The sequence below is a fragment of the Enterobacter sp. PL1 genome, from assembly GCF_945957325.1.
Lineage (GTDB): Bacteria > Pseudomonadota > Gammaproteobacteria > Enterobacterales > Enterobacteriaceae > Enterobacter > Enterobacter roggenkampii.
This window is the reverse complement of sequence record NZ_CAMFKT010000009.1, coordinates 156348-176075: the sequence shown is the minus strand read 5'-3', so window position 1 is coordinate 176075 and position 19728 is coordinate 156348. Positions and strand designations below refer to the sequence as shown.

Below are 19728 nucleotides of genomic sequence, written 5' to 3'. Positions count from 1 at the left end.
ATGCATACAGTCAATGAGCGAGTGAGGGTGCATTTATGCCTCGTCAACTGGATATTCGTGCTGCTTTTATTGCGGCCATACAGCAAAACCCGAAGGGCTATCTCTGTCTGCATACAGACAAGTTCATCGCTGAACTGCAGGAGAGGCTTTGGCATTTCAGCCAGGCGGATGCAAATACATGGATCTAGCGATACCAGCCGGACTTCGCCGATAAGACGACAAACGGAAGCGAGAACCGGTACTGGATCCTGCGTAACATGGGGAGGGTTTTCTAATGGGATTTCCATCGCCAGCTATGGATTACCAGGAGCAGCGCATGACGATAGATGTTATCTGTGGTGTAGACAACAACTGCCGGGTTATTGAAACTTTATGCGGCTGGGCCGTTATCAAAGTCAGTCTGAATCCAGAAAGAGGGGATACGTTGCTGGTTAGCATGGATGGGAGAAACCAGTTTGTGAAGCTACTGGGTCAGGCACTTATAACAGAAGAGGGTGAGGCGATCGAAGGAGAAGCCTTGAATGATGTTACGGTGCTCGGCGTTCTTACAAAATACGCTTAACTAGGTTAAAGACGATAAATCGCCTGTAATGTAGCGTGTAAATGTCGGTGGTTATTCCCCCATTTCCCCTATTTTTTTCATTAAGTTACATGCTGGCTGTTGTGAATGTTGCTGAGAGATCCTCTTACTAAAATGGTTATCAAAACCAAAAAATAATTAAGTACAATCATCAGGTTAGCATGTGCCTAAAAATGTGTGACGAGAGCAATATTTCAGATATTTTTACTTAAAAATCAATGCATCATGAATGATTTCATGAAATACTGCTGCGTCATATGGAATGGTTCGAAGCCGCAGACCTGATCGTTAAAGGTATGGAAGGTGCGATCAACGCGAAAACCGTCACCTATGACTTTGAACGTCTGATGGAAGGCGCTAAGCTGCTGAAATGCTCAGAGTTTGGCGACGCGATTATCGCGAACATGTAATCCAGATTCTGGGTTAAACAAGAGCGGGGGCCTGAGGGTTCCCGTTTTTTTTGCCTCTGCCCGCGGGAGACAACCCGATGTTAGCCACTGTCCTTATCACTGTCGTTGCACTTATTCATCTCTACATTCTTGTGCTGGAAATGTTCCTGTGGAATACCAAAACAGGGCACAAGGCCTTTAATCTGCGTCCTGATTTTGCACGCGACACCCGCGTGCTGGCGGCGAATCAGGGGCTGTATAACGGGTTCCTGGCGGCGGGCCTGCTGTGGAGCCTCTGGCTCGGCGAAAACGGGATTCAGGTGGCCATCTTCTTCCTGACCTGCGTGCTGATCGCCGGGCTTTTTGGCGCAGCCACCGCCAGCCGTAAAATTTTGTACGTGCAGGCCATTCCCGCGCTCGCTGCGCTGCTTGCGTTACTCATCTGAAGCAATGCTTTGGTTGAGATAATGCGTCCGATATACTCGTGACGTTACCTTTATTGACCAGAGACGAGACTGTTATGCGCAACGATATCCCCCTGAAATATTATGACATTGCCGATGAGTACGCGACGGAGGCCGCAGAGCAAGTCGCGGAATCAGAGCGCGACGCGCTGGCACACTATTTCCAGCTGCTGCTCACCCGCTTAGCGAATAATGAGGAGATCAGCGAGGAAGCCCAGCAGGAGATGGCCACAGAAGCCGGGATCCGTGCGGGTCGCATTGATGATGTTGCGAACTTCCTCAATCAGTGGGGAAATGAATAGCCTGCCTCAAAAACCGTTATGGTGATGCTTTGCGATACAGCTCAGCATCACGCTATCGGACCACATGCATTTTTTCCGCAGAATAGGCGAAGCGGGTTTATCGACAAACAGCGCGAAAATAACGATCAGAAAAAAGAGTACCGCTGGAAAAACTAAGGATAATTTCACGTTTTTAACCAAAATAAGAGTGTGCTTCAGGGGAATCTACCGTCTGAATATGACGACTATATGGTTTGGCGGAAAAAATGGAAACGTCCGAGTGTAAAAAAACGAGCAGGACAGGCTTCAGGTTAGGGGGCGACGCCGGTGAGTCGCTTCGCCAGCTCGCTCCGGGTGAGTGCTTTTGAAAAATACCATCCCTGGATCAGCGCGTCGGGATATCTGTTCGCAATAAAGCGATACTGAGTTTCATTTTCCACGCCCTCGAAAACAAGGGTTTTATTCAACTTCGCGAGGGCATCGCTGAAGATAACAAAGATGTTTTGCTTATAATCTTCGCTGATGCCATCCACCAGCGATTTGTCAATTTTGATTTCATCATATTCAAGCTGCGACAGCCGCGCCAGATTTGAATTTTGTACGCCGAAATCATCGATTGAAATTTTAACGCCAAGCGATTTTAGTTCCTGGCAGAATCCCTCAAGGATATTCGCCGCGGAAACGGCTTTCTCAGAAAGCTCGACCTTCATCAGGGAAAGGGGAAGGTTGTTGACTAAGCACTCGCGACGCAAAATGTTAATAAACTGTCCGTCTTCAATTTCTTTCCGCCCAACGTTGATTGAAACGATCAGCTGATGCTTAATCGCCAGCGGGGCAATTTCTGAGAGCGATTTACCGATAACATTGCCATAATATCTTTTATACAGCCCGATTTTCTTAATTAATGGGATAAACAGCTCCGGCGAGACGTCTCCGTGTTTTTGATCGCGCCATCGCGACAGAACTTCCACGCCCACGATTTTTTGATCGCGAATGCGAATAACAGGCTGATAATTAACGCTGAAGGTATTCGTTATCACGGCTTTGATCAGCGTACGTTCCAGCGAAAAACGGTCTTCATGGATACGGAAGACAAATAACGTTATCGCGACCCAGATAAAGTAGAGAATGATCGCGAGAAACGTCAAGATAAACGGGGGTAACGAGGCCAGTCCCGCATCGTGATGTTTTACAATCACGCATAAATCCCACACGGCGCTGCACTGTGTAATGGTCAGGGTGAACAACGTGGAGTGCAGCCAGCTCCGCGCTCGCAGGTCGGGGGCAGCCGAAAAAAAGATCCGGCCAAAGTCCTTTGTGGTGGCACTCAGAGAATAGCTTGCGGTCACCGGGGTGAATTTATCGTAAGCATACCGGGAGGTGAAGATAATAATATTATTATAAATGGCCGCATTGCCCGTGAAAAAATCTTTTCTAGAAAACTGCGCGAGGAGAAAACCTCTCGGCGTTTTATGCAGTTCCGCAGGAAGTGGAACGGGCGTCGCGAGTTTACCCCAAAAAGCGGTACAGGTAATTTTTCCTTTTTCAATAAAACCGATATCGCCGAAATAGAGGTTGTTAAGCTTTATTTGTCTGTAGCTATCCAGGCTGGTTTTATCACACCCCTGCGTCGTTATGCTTTTAAGGCCCAGCGCCACGTTTTGGGACAGGTCTTCGGAATAATGTAAAAGGGTCCGGGATATTTCAAGCTGTTTGGTTTTTTGCTGACCAAGGATAACCGCATTGACCGCATAAAGAGACAGGATGACCAGAAGCGTTGAAACGATCGCAACGGCAATGCGCTTTTTCATTTTCCGGTTATCCTGTCCGCTCCCTGAATTCATAAATCTTAACACAGCCTGGGCAAGGCACAAGCCTGATAGTCACGCCGGGTGAGCAAATTCGGGCGGATGAACTCATACGAAAGCATCAGTTTTTTAAGACAATTCTCAGCTAAGCTATTTTCATTGCGATCGGCAACGTCAGGTAAACCACGGGTTCTTCTTTCAGATCCTTCATGCTTGTTTATTCTATTAAGGAAAACATCGCGCGCAACGTGATGATCCCTATTCTCAGTGCCCTGTTTCTTTTTCTGATCGGCATACTGATTATTAACTGGCAGTTATGGCAGATGGCGAAAATGAATAACGTTCATACCGCCACGGTAAGCACCCAGAAAATAGAAAGCATTTTGTCGGAAGCCGTCAGTGCGGCCAGCACGGCGAAGCACGTTGCGGAGCAGGGGTGTACCAGTAGCGGGCAGCTGGCGCTGGGGACAGAAGCTGCGCTAAAACCGCATCTGCGCGCCATCATGATCCAGCAGCAGGGGCAAATCATCTGTACATCCCTTCCGGGGAATGGCGTATTGACTGTTCATCCGGAGACGCTACCTGAAAAAAAATTAATGCTGCTCCCCGGTAATCGACTGGTGAACGGGATCCCGGTACTTGTCTTCCAGATGCCCATCGCAGGCGGGCGCATCATCGTCAGCGTCAGTGATGCGCATTTGCAGGACGTCATCGCGAATGCATCAAACAGCGTTGACCTGGGGTTGGTTGTCGGCGAAAGCATGTTTACGCGCAACGGTGACGTGACCGGCTGGAAAGCGGCCTCGTGGACGGGTTCACTTACGGCATCTTCGCAATTCCCCTTTAGTCTGGCCTGGCAACCGCCTGCCTTTTTTAGCCTGACGCGGCTACTGCACCAGGGCTGGAGCCTGATACTGCTGATTCTCGCGCTATCCCTGGCGGTGGGCATTTTGATCCGCCGATACAAGGGAAAAAGCACCACCTTTGAAGACGATTTGCGTAAGGCCATTTTGCAGGGAGAGATCGTGCCTTACTACCAGCCGATCGTGAACGGGGACACCGGCGGGTTATACGGGGTTGAAGTCCTGGCAAGGTGGAAGCATCCAAAGTCTGGGTTTATCCCGCCGGATGTCTTTATTCCGATTGCTGAACGTAGCGGGTTGATTATTCCGCTGACCAAAGGCTTGATGGCGAAAGTGGTCACACAGCTTAAGCCGCTGTTGCCGAAGCTACCGGATGGGTTCCATATCGGGGTGAACATCAGCGCCAGACACATTGATGCCCCTTCTTTCCTCGGTGACTGTCGTCTCTTCGGCAAGGGGTTTCAGGGTAAAGCCGTGAAGCTGGTTCTCGAGGTGACCGAGCGTGAACCGTTGATCGATAATCCTCATCTGGTGGAAAACCTCAACGCGCTGCATAACGCCGGTTTTGTCATTGCACTGGATGATTTTGGTACGGGGTATTCCGGGCTGTCATGTCTTAATGCGCTTGCCATAGATTATATTAAAATTGATAAAAGCTTTGTTAACCGGGTTTCTGAGGAGAAGGACTCAACGATCCTGCTGGACTGCGTTATTGACCTGGCGAAAAAACTCTCATTGCGTATCGTGGCCGAAGGTGTAGAAACGAAAGAGCAGCTGGAGTATCTCAACCGTAATGAAATTACCCTGTTGCAGGGGTATTATTTTGGTAAACCCGTCTCCTATATCGATTTTATTAAAGTCATTTTATCTAAGCCCAGGGAGGCCGTGATGCTGTAAAACGTCAGGCGCTGTAAAAAAATCAGGAATAGAGCGGGTTGCCTGGCGGTGAAACACAAAATAAAGACGAGCTTCTGTTGTATGCTTAAGTGCAATTCATTTTCCTCTTATCCTGAGCTTTGTTACAGTGACAAGAGTTGTCAGCCAGGGATATCAGGCGTGATAAGGTGGAAAAGCTCGTGCATGTGAAAAATACTTTTTACACAACAACCATTACCGTCATCATTGTCTCATTGATCATCTCGCTGGCGCTTGCCGTCCAAATTGCCACGTCCAGACAGCAGTCAATCCAGCAAATTAATACCAGCGTCGCTAATCTTAGCCACACCCTGGATGTTTATACTGAAGGGATCATGCGCCAGAGTGAAATGTTAATTACTACCGTTTCCGACATAATCGAAATTTATGGCATGACCCCGCAGCAGGCGACCAATATTCAGCACATGATCCATAATCAGGATAACCTTCTTACCCAGATTAATAATGTGGTTGTTTACAACGCTCAGGGCGATATCTTCACCGCGCTGCATGAAAGTTTCACGGGGCCACGCAAAGGCTCGGACAGAGAGTTTTTTATCTATCACCAGGAAAATAAAACTCAGCAGGTCTTTATTGGGGAGCCGGTGGTAAGCAGAACCAATGGCAAATGGGTTATCACCCTCAGTCGGCGCCTTGAAACCCAGTCCGGGGCATTTAACGGTGTCGTGGTGGTGACGCTCGGTATTGAAAATTTTCTGGCACTCTACGGGCAGATTAATATCGGCCACTCGGGCGTCATCGGCTTAACGACGCAATCAGGCGTGCTGCTGGTCCGTTATCCCTTTAAAAATACCTATATCGGCACGATTGTTTCTGATTCACCGCTCTTCAGGAAATATCTCAAAGTACAAAATACGGGGATAGCCAGCTCCATCTCACGGTTTGATAAAATCGAGCGCATTTATGCCTATGAGAAAAACCGACGCTACGGACTGGTCACCACAGTGGCCGTCAGCATTGATGAAGCCCTTGCCCCCTGGCGCAAGCAGGCAATTCAGCTGGCGGTACTCATTTTCGTGTTTACGGCGATACTCATCGTGGCGTCGTACTTCCTGTATTCCGACCTGTCCCGAAAAACACGGGATAACAAAGCGCTGAAGATTATCGCTTCAGAAGATGCGTTGACCGGGCTGTACAACCGCCGCGTCTTTGATGAAAAAATCCTCTCGGAAATTGCTACGTGCGCCGCGCATGACGCGCCGATTTCGGTACTGATCGTGGACGTGGACTACTTCAAAAAATACAACGATAACTATGGTCATCCTGAAGGGGACCGGTGTCTGGCAATGCTCGGAAACAGCCTCAGGGAGAGCCTTACCCGTGATAATCAGCTTGTGGCGCGCTACGGCGGAGAGGAGTTTGCGCTGATATTGCCGGATGCGGATATTCAGGAGGCACTTCGTCTGGCCCAGACGATTATTCGCAATGTGTTCTCGCTGCAAATCGCGCATGCCTTTAGTCCCTTCGGCCGGGTGACGGTAAGCGTCGGAATTTCCACCGCCCGTGCCGTCGACATTGCAGGCAGCCAGCAAAATATCATTATTGCCGCAGACCAGGCGCTCTATCAGGCGAAACGCGCGGGACGTAACCGGTACGCGTTTGTTGGGGTATGAGCAAAAAAAAGCCCACTCAGGAGTGGGCAAAAAATACTGGAAGCAATGTGAGCAATGTCGTACTGAATACCTGAGTGTTTCTCTCAACTATTCAGTGTTGAGAAAGATAATCTTTCTCAACAAAAGATGCAACCCCACAGTTTCTGTGGCCCGTACATTTTTTTGATGAATAATTCCCCACTCTCTCATTGTGATGCTTATCACAAATTTCCTTTCTGGAATCCTGTGCTATCCTTTTTTGTGTCGTTGATTTAATGACAAAAACCATACAGAGAGGAAAGTTATGGGAATTTTATCCTGGATTATCTTTGGGCTTATTGCGGGTATTCTGGCGAAGTGGATCATGCCGGGCAAAGATGGCGGTGGGTTTATCGTCACCGTAATACTGGGTATTGTCGGCGCGGTAGTCGGCGGCTGGATCAGTACGCTGTTCGGTTTTGGCAAGGTCGATGGCTTTAACTTCGGCAGTTTCGCCGTCGCGGTGATCGGTGCGCTGGTTGTTCTGTTTATCTACAGAAAGATCAAAAGCTAAGGTCTGAAAGCGTTGAAAAAGGCTGCCAGATGGCGGCCTTTTTACGTACTGGCGTTTACCACCAGCCAAGCTGCGTGCCGGCAAACGCCGCGATGGCAACGATCAGCATAATGACGGTTGTCTTCCGCATTTATGCCCCCGGCGCCGCGTAACCGCCGACAAAAAACCACGCTAAAAATACCACCGCCGTTATAAATATAACGACCGGGAAGAGGATCCCTATTCTCATACCATCACCTGTTTCGGTTTCTGTAACGCCGTAGAGTGTACGGGGTTAATCAATGGTGAGAAAGCGTGATTTGCTTTTTCCTTTCTTATCCTGATACATCGCGACATCCGCAGCGCGTAACGCGCTGTCAGGATCGGTTGCGGCAGGGTCCACTTCGATCACGCCGAAGCTGGCGCCCGGATAAATAATATGAACGCTGCCCAGCCAGTATTCGCCAGCGATGCAGGCGCTGAGGCGCGTTTTGAGCAGCGTAAGCTGCGCGTTATCCCCGTCCTGGTGGGGCTGGCTTAGCGACGCCACCAGAAATTCATCCCCGCCCAGACGACCGATAATATCGTCCTGCTGTTTCTCTTCCGTCAAACGCTTGCCCACTTCTATCAGGAACTGGTCGCCAGCCTCGTGGCCGTAACGATCGTTAATCAGTTTGAAGTCATCCAGATCGATGAACGCGATGATGGCGTTACGCTTAAGATGCCGGGCCAGAGAAAAGAGGGTGGTCAGATCTTCAAAAATGGCGCGACGGTTGGGTAAACCGGTAAGGGCATCCGTATAGGAGTGCGCGATGAGGGCCGCATTGGCTTCGCGAAGCTGGGTGACCAGCGACTCTTTCTGAATGGACTGGGCGATCAGCCCGGCGAAGAGCTTCAGAACCTGTTCGCCGCGCTCGCTCAGCGGCTTTCTGGCCGTGCTGGTGGCACAGAGCGTTCCGTAAAGTGAACCATCCGCAAGATGGACAGGAATACTCATGTAGGTGGTAATGCCAAGTGCTTTCGCTGCTTCACACTCGGGCCAACGCTCGGGCACGTCATTGCTGAATATCGTGTCACTATCCAGCGCGCGCTTGCACAGCGTCTCATCCCATGGGACGCTCAGCCCCTCCGGGATCGTCATCTGCTTGCTGTTGCGGGCGTAGAGGATGTGCTGCAGCCGCGCCTCGATATCCACCTTCGTCAGGTAGGTCGACTCCATGTCGGTGACAATTTCCAGCATCTCCAGCAGCTGGCGAACGAGGCTTTCAAGGGATTGCTCGGTGGCAAGGGTTTCTGAAACGCGAGCGAGGATAAGATCCGACATGACGTAGAATGACTCCCAGGCAGAAGACGTCTGCATCTGCATGTTATGCTGAATTTTTAGGCTTCAGACATAGTAAAACATGAATACATAAAATTTAATATATGCAGGGGGCGGGCAGCAGGCGAGAAAAAAAGCCCCGTTGTTGAGACCGGGGCAAAGACATCTTGATTACGGAATGATGTTCTCTGGTCATATCGAGAACATGCCACACTATAGTGCTGAAAAGTGCAGTTAAAATGGAGAAATCATGGAGAACGTGGCGATGACCCGTTACCCTTAGACTCTGATGACGTCAAAAGGATCAATGAGATGAGATTTCTGCTTCTGGCGCTGGCGCTTCCCCTGGCCGCCTGCACCGCCAAAACCACGCCACCTGATGCACCGAAACCGCCGCACGTTATCGGTATGGCGAACCCAGCTTCCGTCTACTGTCTGGAGAAAGGCGGGGAACAGGTCCCGGTTCAAAGCCCGCAGGGCGTGCGTACCGAGTGCAAATTACCGGGCGGCGAAGTGATTGATGAATGGACGCTCTATCGTCGCGACCATCCGCAACCCGCCAGGTGACAAAGTAATATTGCCTGCGATACACTTCTCTTTAAGATTATTCTTAGCCAGTTCCTGGCGTTCGTTATCGTGAGAGAAGTATGTTTCAGCTAAAACCGGGCAGCATGGCGATGATCGTTGGCGCCCGCACGGCGTCAGGCCGTCGCAATATTGGTAAATCCGTTGAGCTGTTTGGCCTTTGCCAGCCTGGCCTGCGTTTTGTTAACCCGGTCAACGGCGTGATGACGCAATTACCGGTCACCGCAGATCGCGCGCTTTGGCTGGTGACGGGTGATGTCTACGCCTTTGACAACCAGCACGGCTTTGCGTTTGTCCGCGCCGAACATCTGATGCCGCTCACCCCGGATGAAGCGCCGCAAATTCTGGATGAACTGACGATCGGCTGATCACAGATGGCGCAGCCAGTCGGCTAAGACCAGAGCGTGATTTTGCTCCGTGTTTTTGGCAGCAAAGAGCAGGGTGACGGTCTGCCTGCGCGCCAGCGTCGCCAGACGCACGCCCTCGTCAGCCTGCTGCGCCAGCTCTTCCCGATAGGCCTGACTGAAGGCGGTGAAATCAATCGTGTCGCTGTGAAAGGCCTTTCGTAGTTCATTCGAAGGCGTGAGCGCTTTACACCATTCGTCATACGCGAGATCCGTTTTCTTCAGCCCGCGCGGCCACAGCCTGTCCACCAGTATCCTATAGCCGTCGTCAGGGCTTGCCTGTTCGTATACCCGTTTGCACTGAATCATGATTCCACCCTCCCAATTTAAGGTATTGTGATAATTGCAAAAGATCGGTAGTCTGAGGTTCCTTATGTTATCTGATAATACTCTGGCATAAGGAACCTTTCATGGAACACCTCCCGGTTAAAACAACGCTGCGCATTGCGCTGGTTGGCGATTACAATCCCAATGTTATTGCGCATCAGGCTATCCCGCTGGCCATTGACGACGCCGCCGCAGTGCTTGACCTCACCGCCGATTACGACTGGCTGGCCACGACGGAGCTAACAAGCGCTGAAGATCTGGTGGGCTACGATGCCATCTGGCTGGTTCCTGCCAGCCCCTATAAAAACACGGCGGCCGCTTTTATTGCCGCGCGCTACGCCCGTGAGAACGGCATCCCGTTCCTGGGCACCTGCGGCGGGTTCCAGCATGCGCTGATTGAGTATGCCCGAAACGTGCTGGGCTGGGCTGATGCGGCACACGCTGAGACGGATACCGAAGGCACCATGGTGATTGCGCCGCTGACCTGCTCGCTGGTGGAAAAAACGGATGCCATTGAGCTGCGCAATAATACGCTGATCGCCAAAGCGTACGGCAAGCCCGAAATTGAAGAGGGGTATCACTGTAACTATGGCGTGTCGCCGGCGTTTGCGCAGGCGCTGGAAAGCGGTGATATGCATGTGACGGGCTGGGACGATCGGGGTGAAATCCGTGCCGCGGAGCTGGTGACGCACCCGTTCTTCGTGATCACCTTATTCCAGCATGAACGTGCCGCGCTGGAAGGACGCCCGGTCGTGCTGGTGCAGGCGATGCTGCGCGCAGCGCGCGGGTAAAAAAGGCAGACCCGGTGGTCTGCCTGAGGATTTAACGGGGCGCGATCTCCCGGTCTCGCCCGGCTAACACACCGCAGATAGCCATTATCACAGCGGCCAGCGCACAGCCCAGAAGCGGGATTTGCCAGTCTCCTGCGGTATCGTGAATTTTCCCCATCAGCGGCGGGCCGCAGGCGGCAAGCAGGTAGCCAATCGACTGTGCCATTCCGGAGAGCGCCGCCGCCTGGTGCGCAGAGCTGGCGCGCAGGCCGATGAACGTCAGGCCGAGGATCATTGTTGCCCCTGTGCCAAAGCCAAACATCAGCGTCCACATCACCGCCATTCCGGGCATAAACCATAATCCTGCCGCGCTTATCGCGCACATCAGGGCCACTAAGCCTGCGATCGCTCGCTGATCTTTCAGGCGGTGGAGGATCAGCGGAACGGCGAGTCCCGGCACGGCCGTGGCCAGCTGCAACAGACCGTGCACCGAACCGGCCTGCGCTTCGCTGAAGCCGTGGCTCAGCAATATCGCCGGCAGCCAGCCGATGATGACGTAGTAGATCAGCGAGTTAATTCCTAAAAAGAGCGTCACCTGCCAGGCGAGGGCCGAGCGCCAGAGCGCGCGGTTTTGCAGCGCGCCTGCGCCCGTTACCGTTGCGACGTGTTTCTGACGCCACTGCGGCAGCCAGAGCAGCAGTGCGACCAGCGGAAACGCCATCAGCATCAGCAGCGCGCCATGCCATCCCGCGCTCCCCTGTGCAAGGGGAACGATCATTGCTGAGCCAAACGCCGCCGAGACTCCCATCGTCAGGGAATAGGCGCCGGTGAGCTTCGCCACCTGGCCCGGAAAATCACGCTTAATTAATCCCGGTAACAGCACATTACCGAGCGCAATACCGCAGCCGACGATCGCCGTTCCGATGAAAAGCAAAGCGGCGGAAGGCAGCGAGCGAACGGCAATCCCGGCGCAAATGAGCAGCAGGGCGATAAACAGGCTGCTCTCCATGCCGATACGCCGGGCAACGCCTGCGGCGAGCGGCGAGACAAGGGCGAAAGCCAGCAGGGGCAGGGTGGTCAGCAGACCGGTTTGCGCCGTGCTTAAGCCATAATCAAGACGAATGGTATCGAGCAGCGGCGCTGCGCCAGTAAAGGTGACGCGAAGCGTGGTGGCAATCATCAGGATGCCTGCAATCAACAGCGCGCCGTGTTTTCCTGAGGTGCGAATAGCAGTAGTCATTATGTTCTCATACGTTCAAGCGAGCGCACACAATACCGATTTTCTCAGCGGTTGAAATCAGGCTAAAATGACAGTTTATCGCTCATATCGGACAAACTGATGATTGGTCTGGGACTGGAAGGCTACGATCCGGATAGCCAGTACGATGCAGCCGTCGCATTTCGCATTCAGGTAGTGGCGGAGGAACAATATATTCCGCTTCATCATCACCGTAAGGGGCAGCTGATTCTGGCCCTCGGCGGCGCAATCACCTGTGAAGTGGAAAATGCCATGCTGATGGTGCCGCCCCAGTATGCCGTCTGGATCCCCGGACAGATGCCGCACAGTAACAGGGCCACGCCGGGCGCGCAGCTCTGCTTTTTGTTCATTGAGCCGGGGGCTGCCAGCCTGCCCGAGCGCTGTTGTACCCTGAAAATTTCCCCCCTGGTGCGGGAGCTGATTTTATCGCTCGCGGAAAAATCACGTGAACAGCTGCAGCTCGCGGCCACCTCGCGTCTGGTGGACGTCCTGTTTGACGAGCTGCCGCTCCAGCGACAGGAGCATCTGCAGCTGCCCGTGTCGCCCCATCCCAAAATCAGGCTGATGAGCGAGAAGATGGCGGAAGAGCCCGCCGCCTGGCAGACGCTGGCGCAGTGGGCGAGCCACTTCGCCATGAGCGAGCGCAACCTGGCGCGGCTGGTAGTGAAGGAGACCGGTCTGAGCTTCCGCCGCTGGCGTCACCAGCTGCAGCTGATTGTGGCGTTACAGCATTTAATAAGCGGCAAATCGGTGCAGCAGGTGGCCCAGTCACTGGGCTATGACTCGACCACCGCGTTTATCACCATGTTCAGGAAGGGACTGGGCCAGACGCCGGCGCGTTATATGGCCAGCCTGACTACGACTTCCCAATAAACAGCGAGACAAGGCCTGCCGCAATCAGCGGGCCGACCGGCACGCCGCGAAAGAGCGCCACGCCCAGCACGGTGCCCACCAGCAGGCCCGCCACCAGCGAGGGCTGGCTACTCATCAGCGTGACGCCGCGTCCGCCCAGCCATGACACAAAAATCCCCACCGCGATCGCCACCAGCGATTTCCAGTTTACAAACGAGTGCAGCAGCGTTGAGGCGGGAAGCGTGCCGCTGGCGATGGGCGCCATCACCCCGATGGTTAAGATGATGATCCCGATGGTGAGGCCTTGTTTTTCTATCCACGGGAAAAAGGTATTTAACGGAGTCACGCGCACAATAATCAGCACCAGAATCGAGATGGCAACGGTGGTGTTATGGCTGATAAAGCCGAGCGCGGCGAGTGCCAGAAGAATGAGCAGAGTAGGGTCAAACATTGGGAATCCTTGCCAGAATAATGGTCCTGTTTACTGTACGCGCAAACGCGGCAGAGAACAGTGTTAAAAAGATTTTATCGTTGTCATAACCTTGTCATTTACGCGGATTAAAACGAAAGCAGATATCGCAAAAGGGTCGCCATCATGAACGATCACATGTTTGTGGAAACGCTGATCATCTCCTCATCGTTTTTCGCTATTGCCGTTATTCTTGTTGCCTCCGTGCTGTTCCTGGAACGAAAAGGCTGACAGGGCGTCAGCCGTTGCAGTTAGGCTTTATGGAAGGTGACGAGCTCAGGACGGGCGATGCGCAGGTAATCCTGGGTATCCATAATCACGGATTTCTCCAGCAGGCCGGCGTTAAACGCGATTTCGTCAAAGCGCTCGAACAGCAGCGGGTCGGCAACCAGCGCCAAATCAGGATGGAAGCTAAAGGGCGGGATAGCGCCGAAAACGCAGGCGGTCAGGGCATCTACTTCGGCCGGGCTGGCGAGGGAGGCCTTTAGCCCGCCAAAATGGCTGGCAAGCTGGCTCAGGTCAGCCTGCAGGTCGGCGGCGAGGATCGCCAGAACATGTTTCTTTACGCCGTTTCCCTTCACCTTGCAGACCAGGGCTTTAGCGCCTTGCCGCAGGTCGGTTCCGCGAATTTCACTTACCGCTTCACATTTCCCGACCGCCTCGTGCTCCATGACGCGAAAACGCGCGCCCTGCTCGGTGAGTAAGGTAATGAGCTGCTGGTGGGTTCCTGTGCCAATAACGTCGTCAGTCATAACGATTTTCCCGGTGATAATCCAGTATGCAGGGGTCTACATTAGCACGGGATGAACGGGGTCGAAAGAAAACAGCCAGCGGGTTCGCTGGCTGTGGGATTATGCGTTGCTGGTAGCAGACTGCTTGTGGAACAGCTCCCTGAACACCGGATAAATGTCATCCTGGTCACGGATATGCTGCATGGCAAAATTATCGAACATCGACTGCAGATGCTCATACTCCCGCCACAGGGTCTGGTGCGCACGACGGGTGATTTCGATATAGCTGTAGTAACGCACCACCGGCAGAATTTTCTTCGCCAGAATCTCGTGACACAGCGGCGAGTCGTCGGCCCAGTTATCGCCATCCGACGCCTGCGCGGCATAAATGTTCCACTGTGCCGGGTCGTAGCGCTCTTTGACCACTTCATCCATCAGCTTCAGCGCGCTTGAGACGATGGTGCCCCCGGTTTCCTGCGAGTAGAAGAACTCATGTTCATCCACTTCTTTTGCCTGGGTATGGTGACGGATATAGACCACCTCGACGTTCTTATAGGTTCTGCTCAGGAACAGATAGAGCAGAATATAGAAGCGCTTTGCCATATCCTTGGTGGCCTGGTCCATCGAGCCGGACACGTCCATCAGACAGAACATCACCGCCTGGCTGGAGGGCTCAGGGCGTTTCTCGTAGTTCTTGTAGCGCAGGTCGAAGGTGTCGATAAACGGGACCCGTTCGATCTTCGCCCTCAGCTCTGCAATCTCTTTACGCAGGCGCTCCTCTTCCAGCAGTTGCGCCGGTTCCGTATTTTCCACCACCTTCAGGCTGCTCTCCAGCTCGCGCAGTTCGCGACGTTTGCCTGCCGTCATGGCCGTGCGTCGCGCCAGCGAGTTCTGCAGCGAACGCACGACGCTGATGTTGGCGGGCACGCCGTTGGCGGTATAGCCCGCGCGGTGGGTTTTATATTCATTAAGCTGACGATGCTGATTCTTTTTCAGATTCGGCAGCGCCAGGTCTTCGAACAGCAGGTCGAGATATTCATCTTTTGAGATCTGGAAAACAAATTCGTCCTGACCTTCACCGTCCTGGCTGGCCTGTCCCTGACCGCTTCCTGAACCACCGCCGCCGCCCTGAGGGCGCTCAATTCTGTCGTTCTGAACGAAGTGGTCATTACCTGGGTGTACGCGATGGCGCAGGCCGCCTCGCCCCTGATGAAACATCGGTTCGCTGATGTCATCGGTGGGGATGGAGACAGACTCGCCGCTGTCGACGTCGGTCACCGAGCGTTTGTTGATGGCCTCGGAGATAGACTGTTTAATTTGCGCTTTATAACGACGCAAGAAGCGCTGGCGGTTCACCGTGCTCTTGTTTTTGCCGTTAAGACGCCGGTCAATAAACCAGGTCATATACCCCCCGTACTGCATTTGCCAACTTGCATTTTGTAGGCCCGGCAGGCGCTAACCGCCGCCGGGCACTTGTTTTAAGACGATTTACGCACGCGCAGGTACCATTCGCAGAGCAGGCGGACCTGTTTGCGGGTGTAGCCTTTTTCCATCATACGGTCGACAAAATCGTCGTGTTTTTTCTGTTCATCGGTTGAGGTTTTGGCGTTAAACGAGATCACCGGCAGCAGCTCTTCGGTATTGGAGAACATTTTCTTCTCAATGACCGTGCGCAGCTTCTCGTAGCTGGTCCAGTTCGGATTGCGCCCGTTGTTATGCGCTCTGGCGCGCAGGACGAAGTTCACAATCTCATTACGGAAATCTTTCGGGTTGCTGATCCCGGCAGGCTTCTCGATTTTTTCCAGCTCCGCGTTCAGGGATTCACGGTCAAACAGCTGGCCGGTATCCGGGTCGCGGTACTCCTGATCCTGGATCCAGAAGTCAGCGTAGGTGACATAACGGTCAAAAATGTTCTGCCCGTATTCTGAATAGGATTCCAGGTAGGCCGTCTGGATCTCTTTGCCAATGAACTCGGCGTATTTCGGGATCAGGTAACCTTTCAGGAACTCAAGGTAGCGTTCAGCCTGCTCCTGCGGGAACTGCTCGCGCTCGATTTGCTGCTCCAGCACGTAGAACAGATGCACCGGGTTGGCCGCCACTTCCGCATGGTCGAAGTTAAAGACGCGGGAGAGGATCTTAAACGCGAAGCGCGTGGACAGACCGTTCATCCCTTCATCAACCCCGGCGTAGTCGCGATACTCCTGATACGACTTCGCTTTCGGATCGGTATCCTTCAGGCTCTCACCGTCATAGACGCGCATTTTCGAGTAGATGCTGGAGTTTTCCGGCTCTTTCAGGCGCGACAGGATGGAGAAGCGAGACAGCGTTTCCAGCGTGCCCGGCGCGCACGGCGCATGCACCAGCTCACTGTGGTTAAGCAGTTTCTCGTAAATTTTGATCTCTTCGGAGATCCGCAGGCAGTAAGGCACCTTAACGATGTACACGCGGTCAAGGAAAGCCTCATTGTTTTTGTTGTTACGGAAGGTCACCCATTCAGATTCGTTCGAGTGGGCAAGAATGATCCCGTTAAACGGCAGGGCGGAGATACCTTCCGTCCCGTTGTAGTTTCCTTCCTGAGTGGCCGTCAGCAGCGGATGCAGCACCTTGATGGGCGCTTTAAACATCTCGACGAATTCCATAATCCCCTGGTTAGCCCGGCACAGCGCGCCAGAGTAACCGTAGGCATCCGGGTCGTTTTGCGCGAAGTTTTCCAGCTTGCGGATGTCGACCTTACCGACCAGCGCCGAAATATCCTGGTTGTTCTCATCACCGGGTTCCGTTTTAGCGATGGCGATCTGTTCCAGGATCGACGGCCAGACTTTCACCACGCGGAATTTGGTGATGTCGCCCCCAAACTCATGCAGGCGTTTTGCCGCCCACGGCGACATGATGGTGCCGAGGTAGCGACGCGGGATGCCGTACTCTTTATCCAGAATCTGCGCATCTTCCTGCGGATTGAACAAGCACAGCGGGTGGTCATTCACCGGGCTGCGCTCGCCGTTGGCGCTCAGGACATAGATAGGCACGCGCTGCATCAGCGACTTCAGGCGTTCCGCCAGCGAGGATTTACCGCCGCCCACGGGGCCGAGTAAATAGAGGATCTGTTTCTTCTCTTCCAGACCCTGAGCGGCATGCTTCAGGTAGGAGACAATCTGCTCTATGGCATCTTCCATGCCATAGAACTCTTCAAACGCCGGGTATCGGGCGACCACCCGATTCGAAAAGAGACGGGAAAGCCGGGGTTCCAGGGCAGTGTCAACCATGTTTGGCTCACCAATAGCCATCAATAGCCGTTCTGCCGCATTGGCATAGGCACTGCGATCTTGCCGACAGATGGTAAGAAACTCCTGCAGTGTGAACTCTTCGTCCTTGGCAGCTTCATAGCGCTGGCGATAGTGATCGAATATATTCATGGCATGCCGTCCTTTCGTTTTTTAGCACAGGATAAGAGCCGTTCGTATGAGTAGTGGAGGCTCCCGGAAGAGAATCTCTCGCACCTCACTGCCAGAGCAGCAACCTGTGTGCCAGGTCAGACGCTAAGAACCGCAGGGTGTTCAGGAAAACTCTTCTTAAATTAAAGCGTAGATGGCATTTGCAAAACTTGCATGCCCATAAAATCTACTTTCAATGACATATCAATAACTCATCCAAAAATTTCCACTCTGGTAATAAGGCAAAAGCACATTTTTCATTCAGCGGTCATGTAAATGAAAGCCGGTTGTCATCTGATAAGTTAAAAATAATGGGTTAATCAGACTGATTAGCAGGCAAAAAATTTTGGGATGTACGGGAATGGCGGTTACACTTCACCCGCTGATTATTTGACTACAGGAAAGAATGGATTGTGACCAAACTCAAACTTCTGGCATTAGGCATCCTTGCCGCGACCGCAGTAAGCACCGCACAGGCGGAAAGTCAGTGGACGGTTGGCGCGGGTGTTGGCGTCATTAACAGCCCGTACAAACAGTATGACCGTGATGTTTATCCTGTGCCGGTTATCACCTATGAAGGCGATAACGTCTGGTTCCGTGGGCTCGGCGGCGGCTACTATCTGTGGAACGATACGGCCGATAAGCTCTCCATCATGGCGTACTACGATCCTACGCACTTCAAGCCGGGTGACAGCGACAGCCACGCGCTTCGCCAGCTCGACAAGCGTAAAAGCTCGATGATGGCCGGCCTCTCTTATGTGCATAACACCCAGTATGGCTTCCTGCGTACGGCCCTGGCAGGCGATACGCTGGATAACAGCAACGGCTTTATCTGGGATCTGGCGTGGCTGTACCGTTACACCAACGGTGGTCTGACCCTGACGCCGGGTATTGGTGTGCAGTACAACAGCGAGAACTACAATGACTACTATTATGGCGTCTCTAAAAACGAGTCCCGTCGTAGCGGTCTGAAGAGCTACAGCGCAGATGACGGCTGGGATCCGTACCTGGAGCTGACCGCGAGCTATAACTTCCTTGGCGACTGGAGCGTGTATGGTACTGGCCGTTATGAGCGTCTGAGCGATGAAGTGAAAGACAGCCCGATGGTCGATAAGTCCTGGGCAGGCATCTTCTCTGCCGGTGTGACCTACAAGTTCTGATTGGGCACTTATATTGTGCAATTGGTGCATCAAAACGGGGCGCTTGCGCCCCGTTTGCTTTAGTGTGGTGCAGCGAGATTATCGCTTAATAATGCGGATCGTCTGCCCTAAACGAGATGGCTTTTCTTCACTCGCTTTCTGCGGGGTAGTCACGCAGGCCGTTTCCACGCAGACAAACGTTTTATAACCGTCGTCAGGCACGTCGGCCATGCTGACAGACAGTGCAGGGCCCGGGTTCCAGCCCACCACGTTGCTGTGATGGTGATGTACTACCTCAATGCCGCGGTTCAGGGCACCGTCGTGGATCATGCTGCATGCTTCCGGATGCAGATAGACGCGGTCGGTACGGTCAGGAAACGCCTGAACGCCGTCGCTGAGTTTGCCTTCTTTCGCGTTGTCGACTTTATCGATAAAGGTATCGCCCAGACCGCTCACCTTCACAGCGCTGATGTCACCCACGTTGAAATAGGTGTGCAGGGCGGAGGTGGTTTCGAACTCGCCGTGGGCTTCCAGTTCGATTTCACAGGTTTTACCCAGCTTAAAGCGGGCGTACAGGGTGAAATCGTGCGGCCACAGAGCGCGGGTTTCGTCATTTGCCTGCAGCTCAAAGGTCAGCACGGCGCCGCTGTCGTCTTCGTTATGCGCTTTCAGGGTCCACTGCTGGTTACGGGCAAAACCGTGAGAAGGTAAACCCGGCTGTGCGGACGGGCCGAACCACGGCCAGCAGATCGGTACGCCACCACGGATTGCAGCCCCTTTTTTGAAGGAGGTCGCATCACTGAGCCACAATCCCTCAACTTCACCTTCCGGCTTCCAGGAGAGCAGGTGGGCGCCGTTCAGCGCCACGGAGGCCTTAACGCGCGGATGGTCAACGACGATAACGTCAGCACCGTCAATCTGGCGGCGGGAGAGCACAGGGGTAAGTTGTTCGACTACCGGAAGTGCAAAAATTTTATTAATCATTAAGCAATCCTC

21 protein-coding genes and 3 pseudogenes are annotated in these 19728 nt (G+C 53.2%); 14 read left to right on the top strand and 10 right to left on the bottom strand.

Translation table 11 applies throughout. The features are described 5' to 3' along the window. Window positions 1-35 precede the first annotated feature (35 nt). The 5 genes and pseudogenes from N6P30_RS10920 (at window position 36) to N6P30_RS10900 (ending at window position 1735) form a co-directional block, all read left to right on the top strand. Window positions 36-275, top strand: a pseudogene (locus tag N6P30_RS10920) (hypothetical protein). Then, a pseudogene (locus tag N6P30_RS10915) lies at window positions 275-566 on the top strand (hypothetical protein). The pseudogenes N6P30_RS10920 and N6P30_RS10915 overlap by 1 nt, the downstream one beginning before the upstream one ends. 253 nt (window positions 567-819) lie before the next feature. Then, a pseudogene (locus tag N6P30_RS10910) lies at window positions 820-990 on the top strand (NADP-dependent isocitrate dehydrogenase); the annotation flags it as partial. 77 nt (window positions 991-1067) lie between these two features. After that, a complete protein-coding gene (locus N6P30_RS10905; protein WP_008500751.1) occupies window positions 1068-1415 on the top strand; it encodes a DUF1304 domain-containing protein in 348 nt (115 codons plus the stop codon). A gap of 74 nt (window positions 1416-1489) precedes the next feature. Continuing rightward, entirely contained in the window at window positions 1490-1735 is a 246-nt protein-coding gene (locus N6P30_RS10900) for a DUF2543 family protein (protein WP_023292710.1), read from the top strand. Between the two features lie 290 nt (window positions 1736-2025). On the opposite strand, the gene N6P30_RS10895 is transcribed toward N6P30_RS10900, so the two are convergent. Next, entirely contained in the window at window positions 2026-3525 is a 1500-nt protein-coding gene (locus N6P30_RS10895) for a cyclic diguanylate phosphodiesterase (RefSeq protein ID WP_023292709.1), read from the bottom strand. 206 nt (window positions 3526-3731) lie between these two features. Here N6P30_RS10895 and N6P30_RS10890 point away from each other — a divergent pair, with 206 nt between their 5' ends. The 3 genes from N6P30_RS10890 to N6P30_RS10880 all read left to right on the top strand — a co-directional run bounded on the left by N6P30_RS10890 (window position 3732) and on the right by N6P30_RS10880 (window position 7466). Then, window positions 3732-5282 carry a cyclic diguanylate phosphodiesterase gene (locus N6P30_RS10890; RefSeq protein ID WP_023292708.1) on the top strand — a complete coding sequence of 517 codons (1551 nt, stop codon included), beginning with the start codon at window positions 3732-3734 and terminating at the stop codon, window positions 5280-5282. Window positions 5283-5449: 167 nt separating this feature from the next. Continuing rightward, window positions 5450-6934, top strand: coding sequence for a diguanylate cyclase (locus N6P30_RS10885; protein ID WP_371316217.1), 1485 nt, complete (start codon window positions 5450-5452; stop codon window positions 6932-6934). Between the two features lie 283 nt (window positions 6935-7217). After that, a complete protein-coding gene (locus tag N6P30_RS10880; RefSeq protein ID WP_008500746.1) occupies window positions 7218-7466 on the top strand; it encodes a GlsB/YeaQ/YmgE family stress response membrane protein in 249 nt (82 codons plus the stop codon). A 130-nt stretch (window positions 7467-7596) separates the two neighbouring features. On the opposite strand, the gene N6P30_RS10875 is transcribed toward N6P30_RS10880, so the two are convergent. Continuing rightward, on the bottom strand, window positions 7597-7695 hold the full coding sequence (locus N6P30_RS10875) for a YoaK family small membrane protein (protein WP_014883431.1): 99 nt from the start codon (window positions 7693-7695) through the stop codon (window positions 7597-7599). Window positions 7696-7740: 45 nt separating this feature from the next. Beyond that, window positions 7741-8769, bottom strand: coding sequence for a sensor domain-containing diguanylate cyclase (locus tag N6P30_RS10870; protein ID WP_031274981.1), 1029 nt, complete (start codon window positions 8767-8769; stop codon window positions 7741-7743). Between the two features lie 309 nt (window positions 8770-9078). Between N6P30_RS10870 and N6P30_RS10865 the strand changes: the two genes are divergently transcribed. Continuing rightward, a complete protein-coding gene (locus N6P30_RS10865) occupies window positions 9079-9333 on the top strand; it encodes a DUF333 domain-containing protein (protein ID WP_008500743.1) in 255 nt (84 codons plus the stop codon). A gap of 80 nt (window positions 9334-9413) precedes the next feature. Further along, window positions 9414-9719 carry a hypothetical protein gene (locus N6P30_RS10860; RefSeq protein WP_008500742.1) on the top strand — a complete coding sequence of 102 codons (306 nt, stop codon included), beginning with the start codon at window positions 9414-9416 and terminating at the stop codon, window positions 9717-9719. Here N6P30_RS10860 and N6P30_RS10855 read toward each other — a convergent pair whose 3' ends face one another. Beyond that, window positions 9720-10064, bottom strand: a complete 345-nt coding sequence (locus tag N6P30_RS10855) for a DUF488 domain-containing protein (RefSeq protein WP_023292705.1) — start codon at window positions 10062-10064, stop codon at window positions 9720-9722. It abuts the gene before it with no gap. A 101-nt stretch (window positions 10065-10165) separates the two neighbouring features. Here N6P30_RS10855 and N6P30_RS10850 point away from each other — a divergent pair, with 101 nt between their 5' ends. Further along, window positions 10166-10873, top strand: a complete 708-nt coding sequence (locus N6P30_RS10850; protein ID WP_023292704.1) for a CTP synthase — start codon at window positions 10166-10168, stop codon at window positions 10871-10873. Window positions 10874-10904: 31 nt separating this feature from the next. Here N6P30_RS10850 and N6P30_RS10845 read toward each other — a convergent pair whose 3' ends face one another. Then, window positions 10905-12092 carry a CynX/NimT family MFS transporter gene (locus N6P30_RS10845; RefSeq protein ID WP_023292703.1) on the bottom strand — a complete coding sequence of 396 codons (1188 nt, stop codon included), beginning with the start codon at window positions 12090-12092 and terminating at the stop codon, window positions 10905-10907. Window positions 12093-12191: 99 nt separating this feature from the next. Here N6P30_RS10845 and N6P30_RS10840 point away from each other — a divergent pair, with 99 nt between their 5' ends. Then, window positions 12192-12983: an AraC family transcriptional regulator gene (locus N6P30_RS10840; RefSeq protein ID WP_008500738.1), complete on the top strand. Its 792-nt coding sequence runs from the start codon at window positions 12192-12194 to the stop codon at window positions 12981-12983. Here N6P30_RS10840 and N6P30_RS10835 read toward each other — a convergent pair. Beyond that, window positions 12967-13413, bottom strand: a complete 447-nt coding sequence (locus N6P30_RS10835; RefSeq protein WP_008500737.1) for a DUF441 domain-containing protein — start codon at window positions 13411-13413, stop codon at window positions 12967-12969. The genes N6P30_RS10840 and N6P30_RS10835 overlap by 17 nt on opposite strands. A 144-nt stretch (window positions 13414-13557) precedes the next feature. On the opposite strand from N6P30_RS10835, the gene yoaI reads away from it, so the two are divergent. Further along, window positions 13558-13662: a small membrane protein YoaI gene (yoaI, locus tag N6P30_RS10830; RefSeq protein ID WP_010430055.1), complete on the top strand. Its 105-nt coding sequence runs from the start codon at window positions 13558-13560 to the stop codon at window positions 13660-13662. 20 nt (window positions 13663-13682) lie between these two features. Here the strand turns inward: yoaI and N6P30_RS10825 are convergent, their stop codons facing one another. The 3 genes from N6P30_RS10825 to yeaG form a co-directional block, all read right to left on the bottom strand. Further along, window positions 13683-14183 carry a YbaK/prolyl-tRNA synthetase associated domain-containing protein gene (locus N6P30_RS10825; RefSeq protein ID WP_008500735.1) on the bottom strand — a complete coding sequence of 167 codons (501 nt, stop codon included), beginning with the start codon at window positions 14181-14183 and terminating at the stop codon, window positions 13683-13685. A gap of 99 nt (window positions 14184-14282) precedes the next feature. Next, window positions 14283-15566 (bottom strand): YeaH/YhbH family protein, encoded by a 1284-nt coding sequence (locus N6P30_RS10820; protein WP_023292702.1) that lies wholly within the window; start codon window positions 15564-15566, stop codon window positions 14283-14285. Window positions 15567-15640: 74 nt separating this feature from the next. Continuing rightward, complete coding sequence (yeaG, locus tag N6P30_RS10815) at window positions 15641-17575, bottom strand: protein kinase YeaG (protein WP_008500713.1); 1935 nt, start codon at window positions 17573-17575, stop codon at window positions 15641-15643. 431 nt (window positions 17576-18006) lie between these two features. Between yeaG and N6P30_RS10810 the strand changes: the two genes are divergently transcribed. Beyond that, a complete protein-coding gene (locus N6P30_RS10810; RefSeq protein ID WP_023292701.1) occupies window positions 18007-18753 on the top strand; it encodes a MipA/OmpV family protein in 747 nt (248 codons plus the stop codon). Between the two features lie 78 nt (window positions 18754-18831). Here the strand turns inward: N6P30_RS10810 and N6P30_RS10805 are convergent, their stop codons facing one another. Further along, a complete protein-coding gene (locus tag N6P30_RS10805) occupies window positions 18832-19716 on the bottom strand; it encodes a D-hexose-6-phosphate mutarotase (protein ID WP_021241049.1) in 885 nt (294 codons plus the stop codon). Between the last annotated feature and the right edge of the window lie 12 nt (window positions 19717-19728).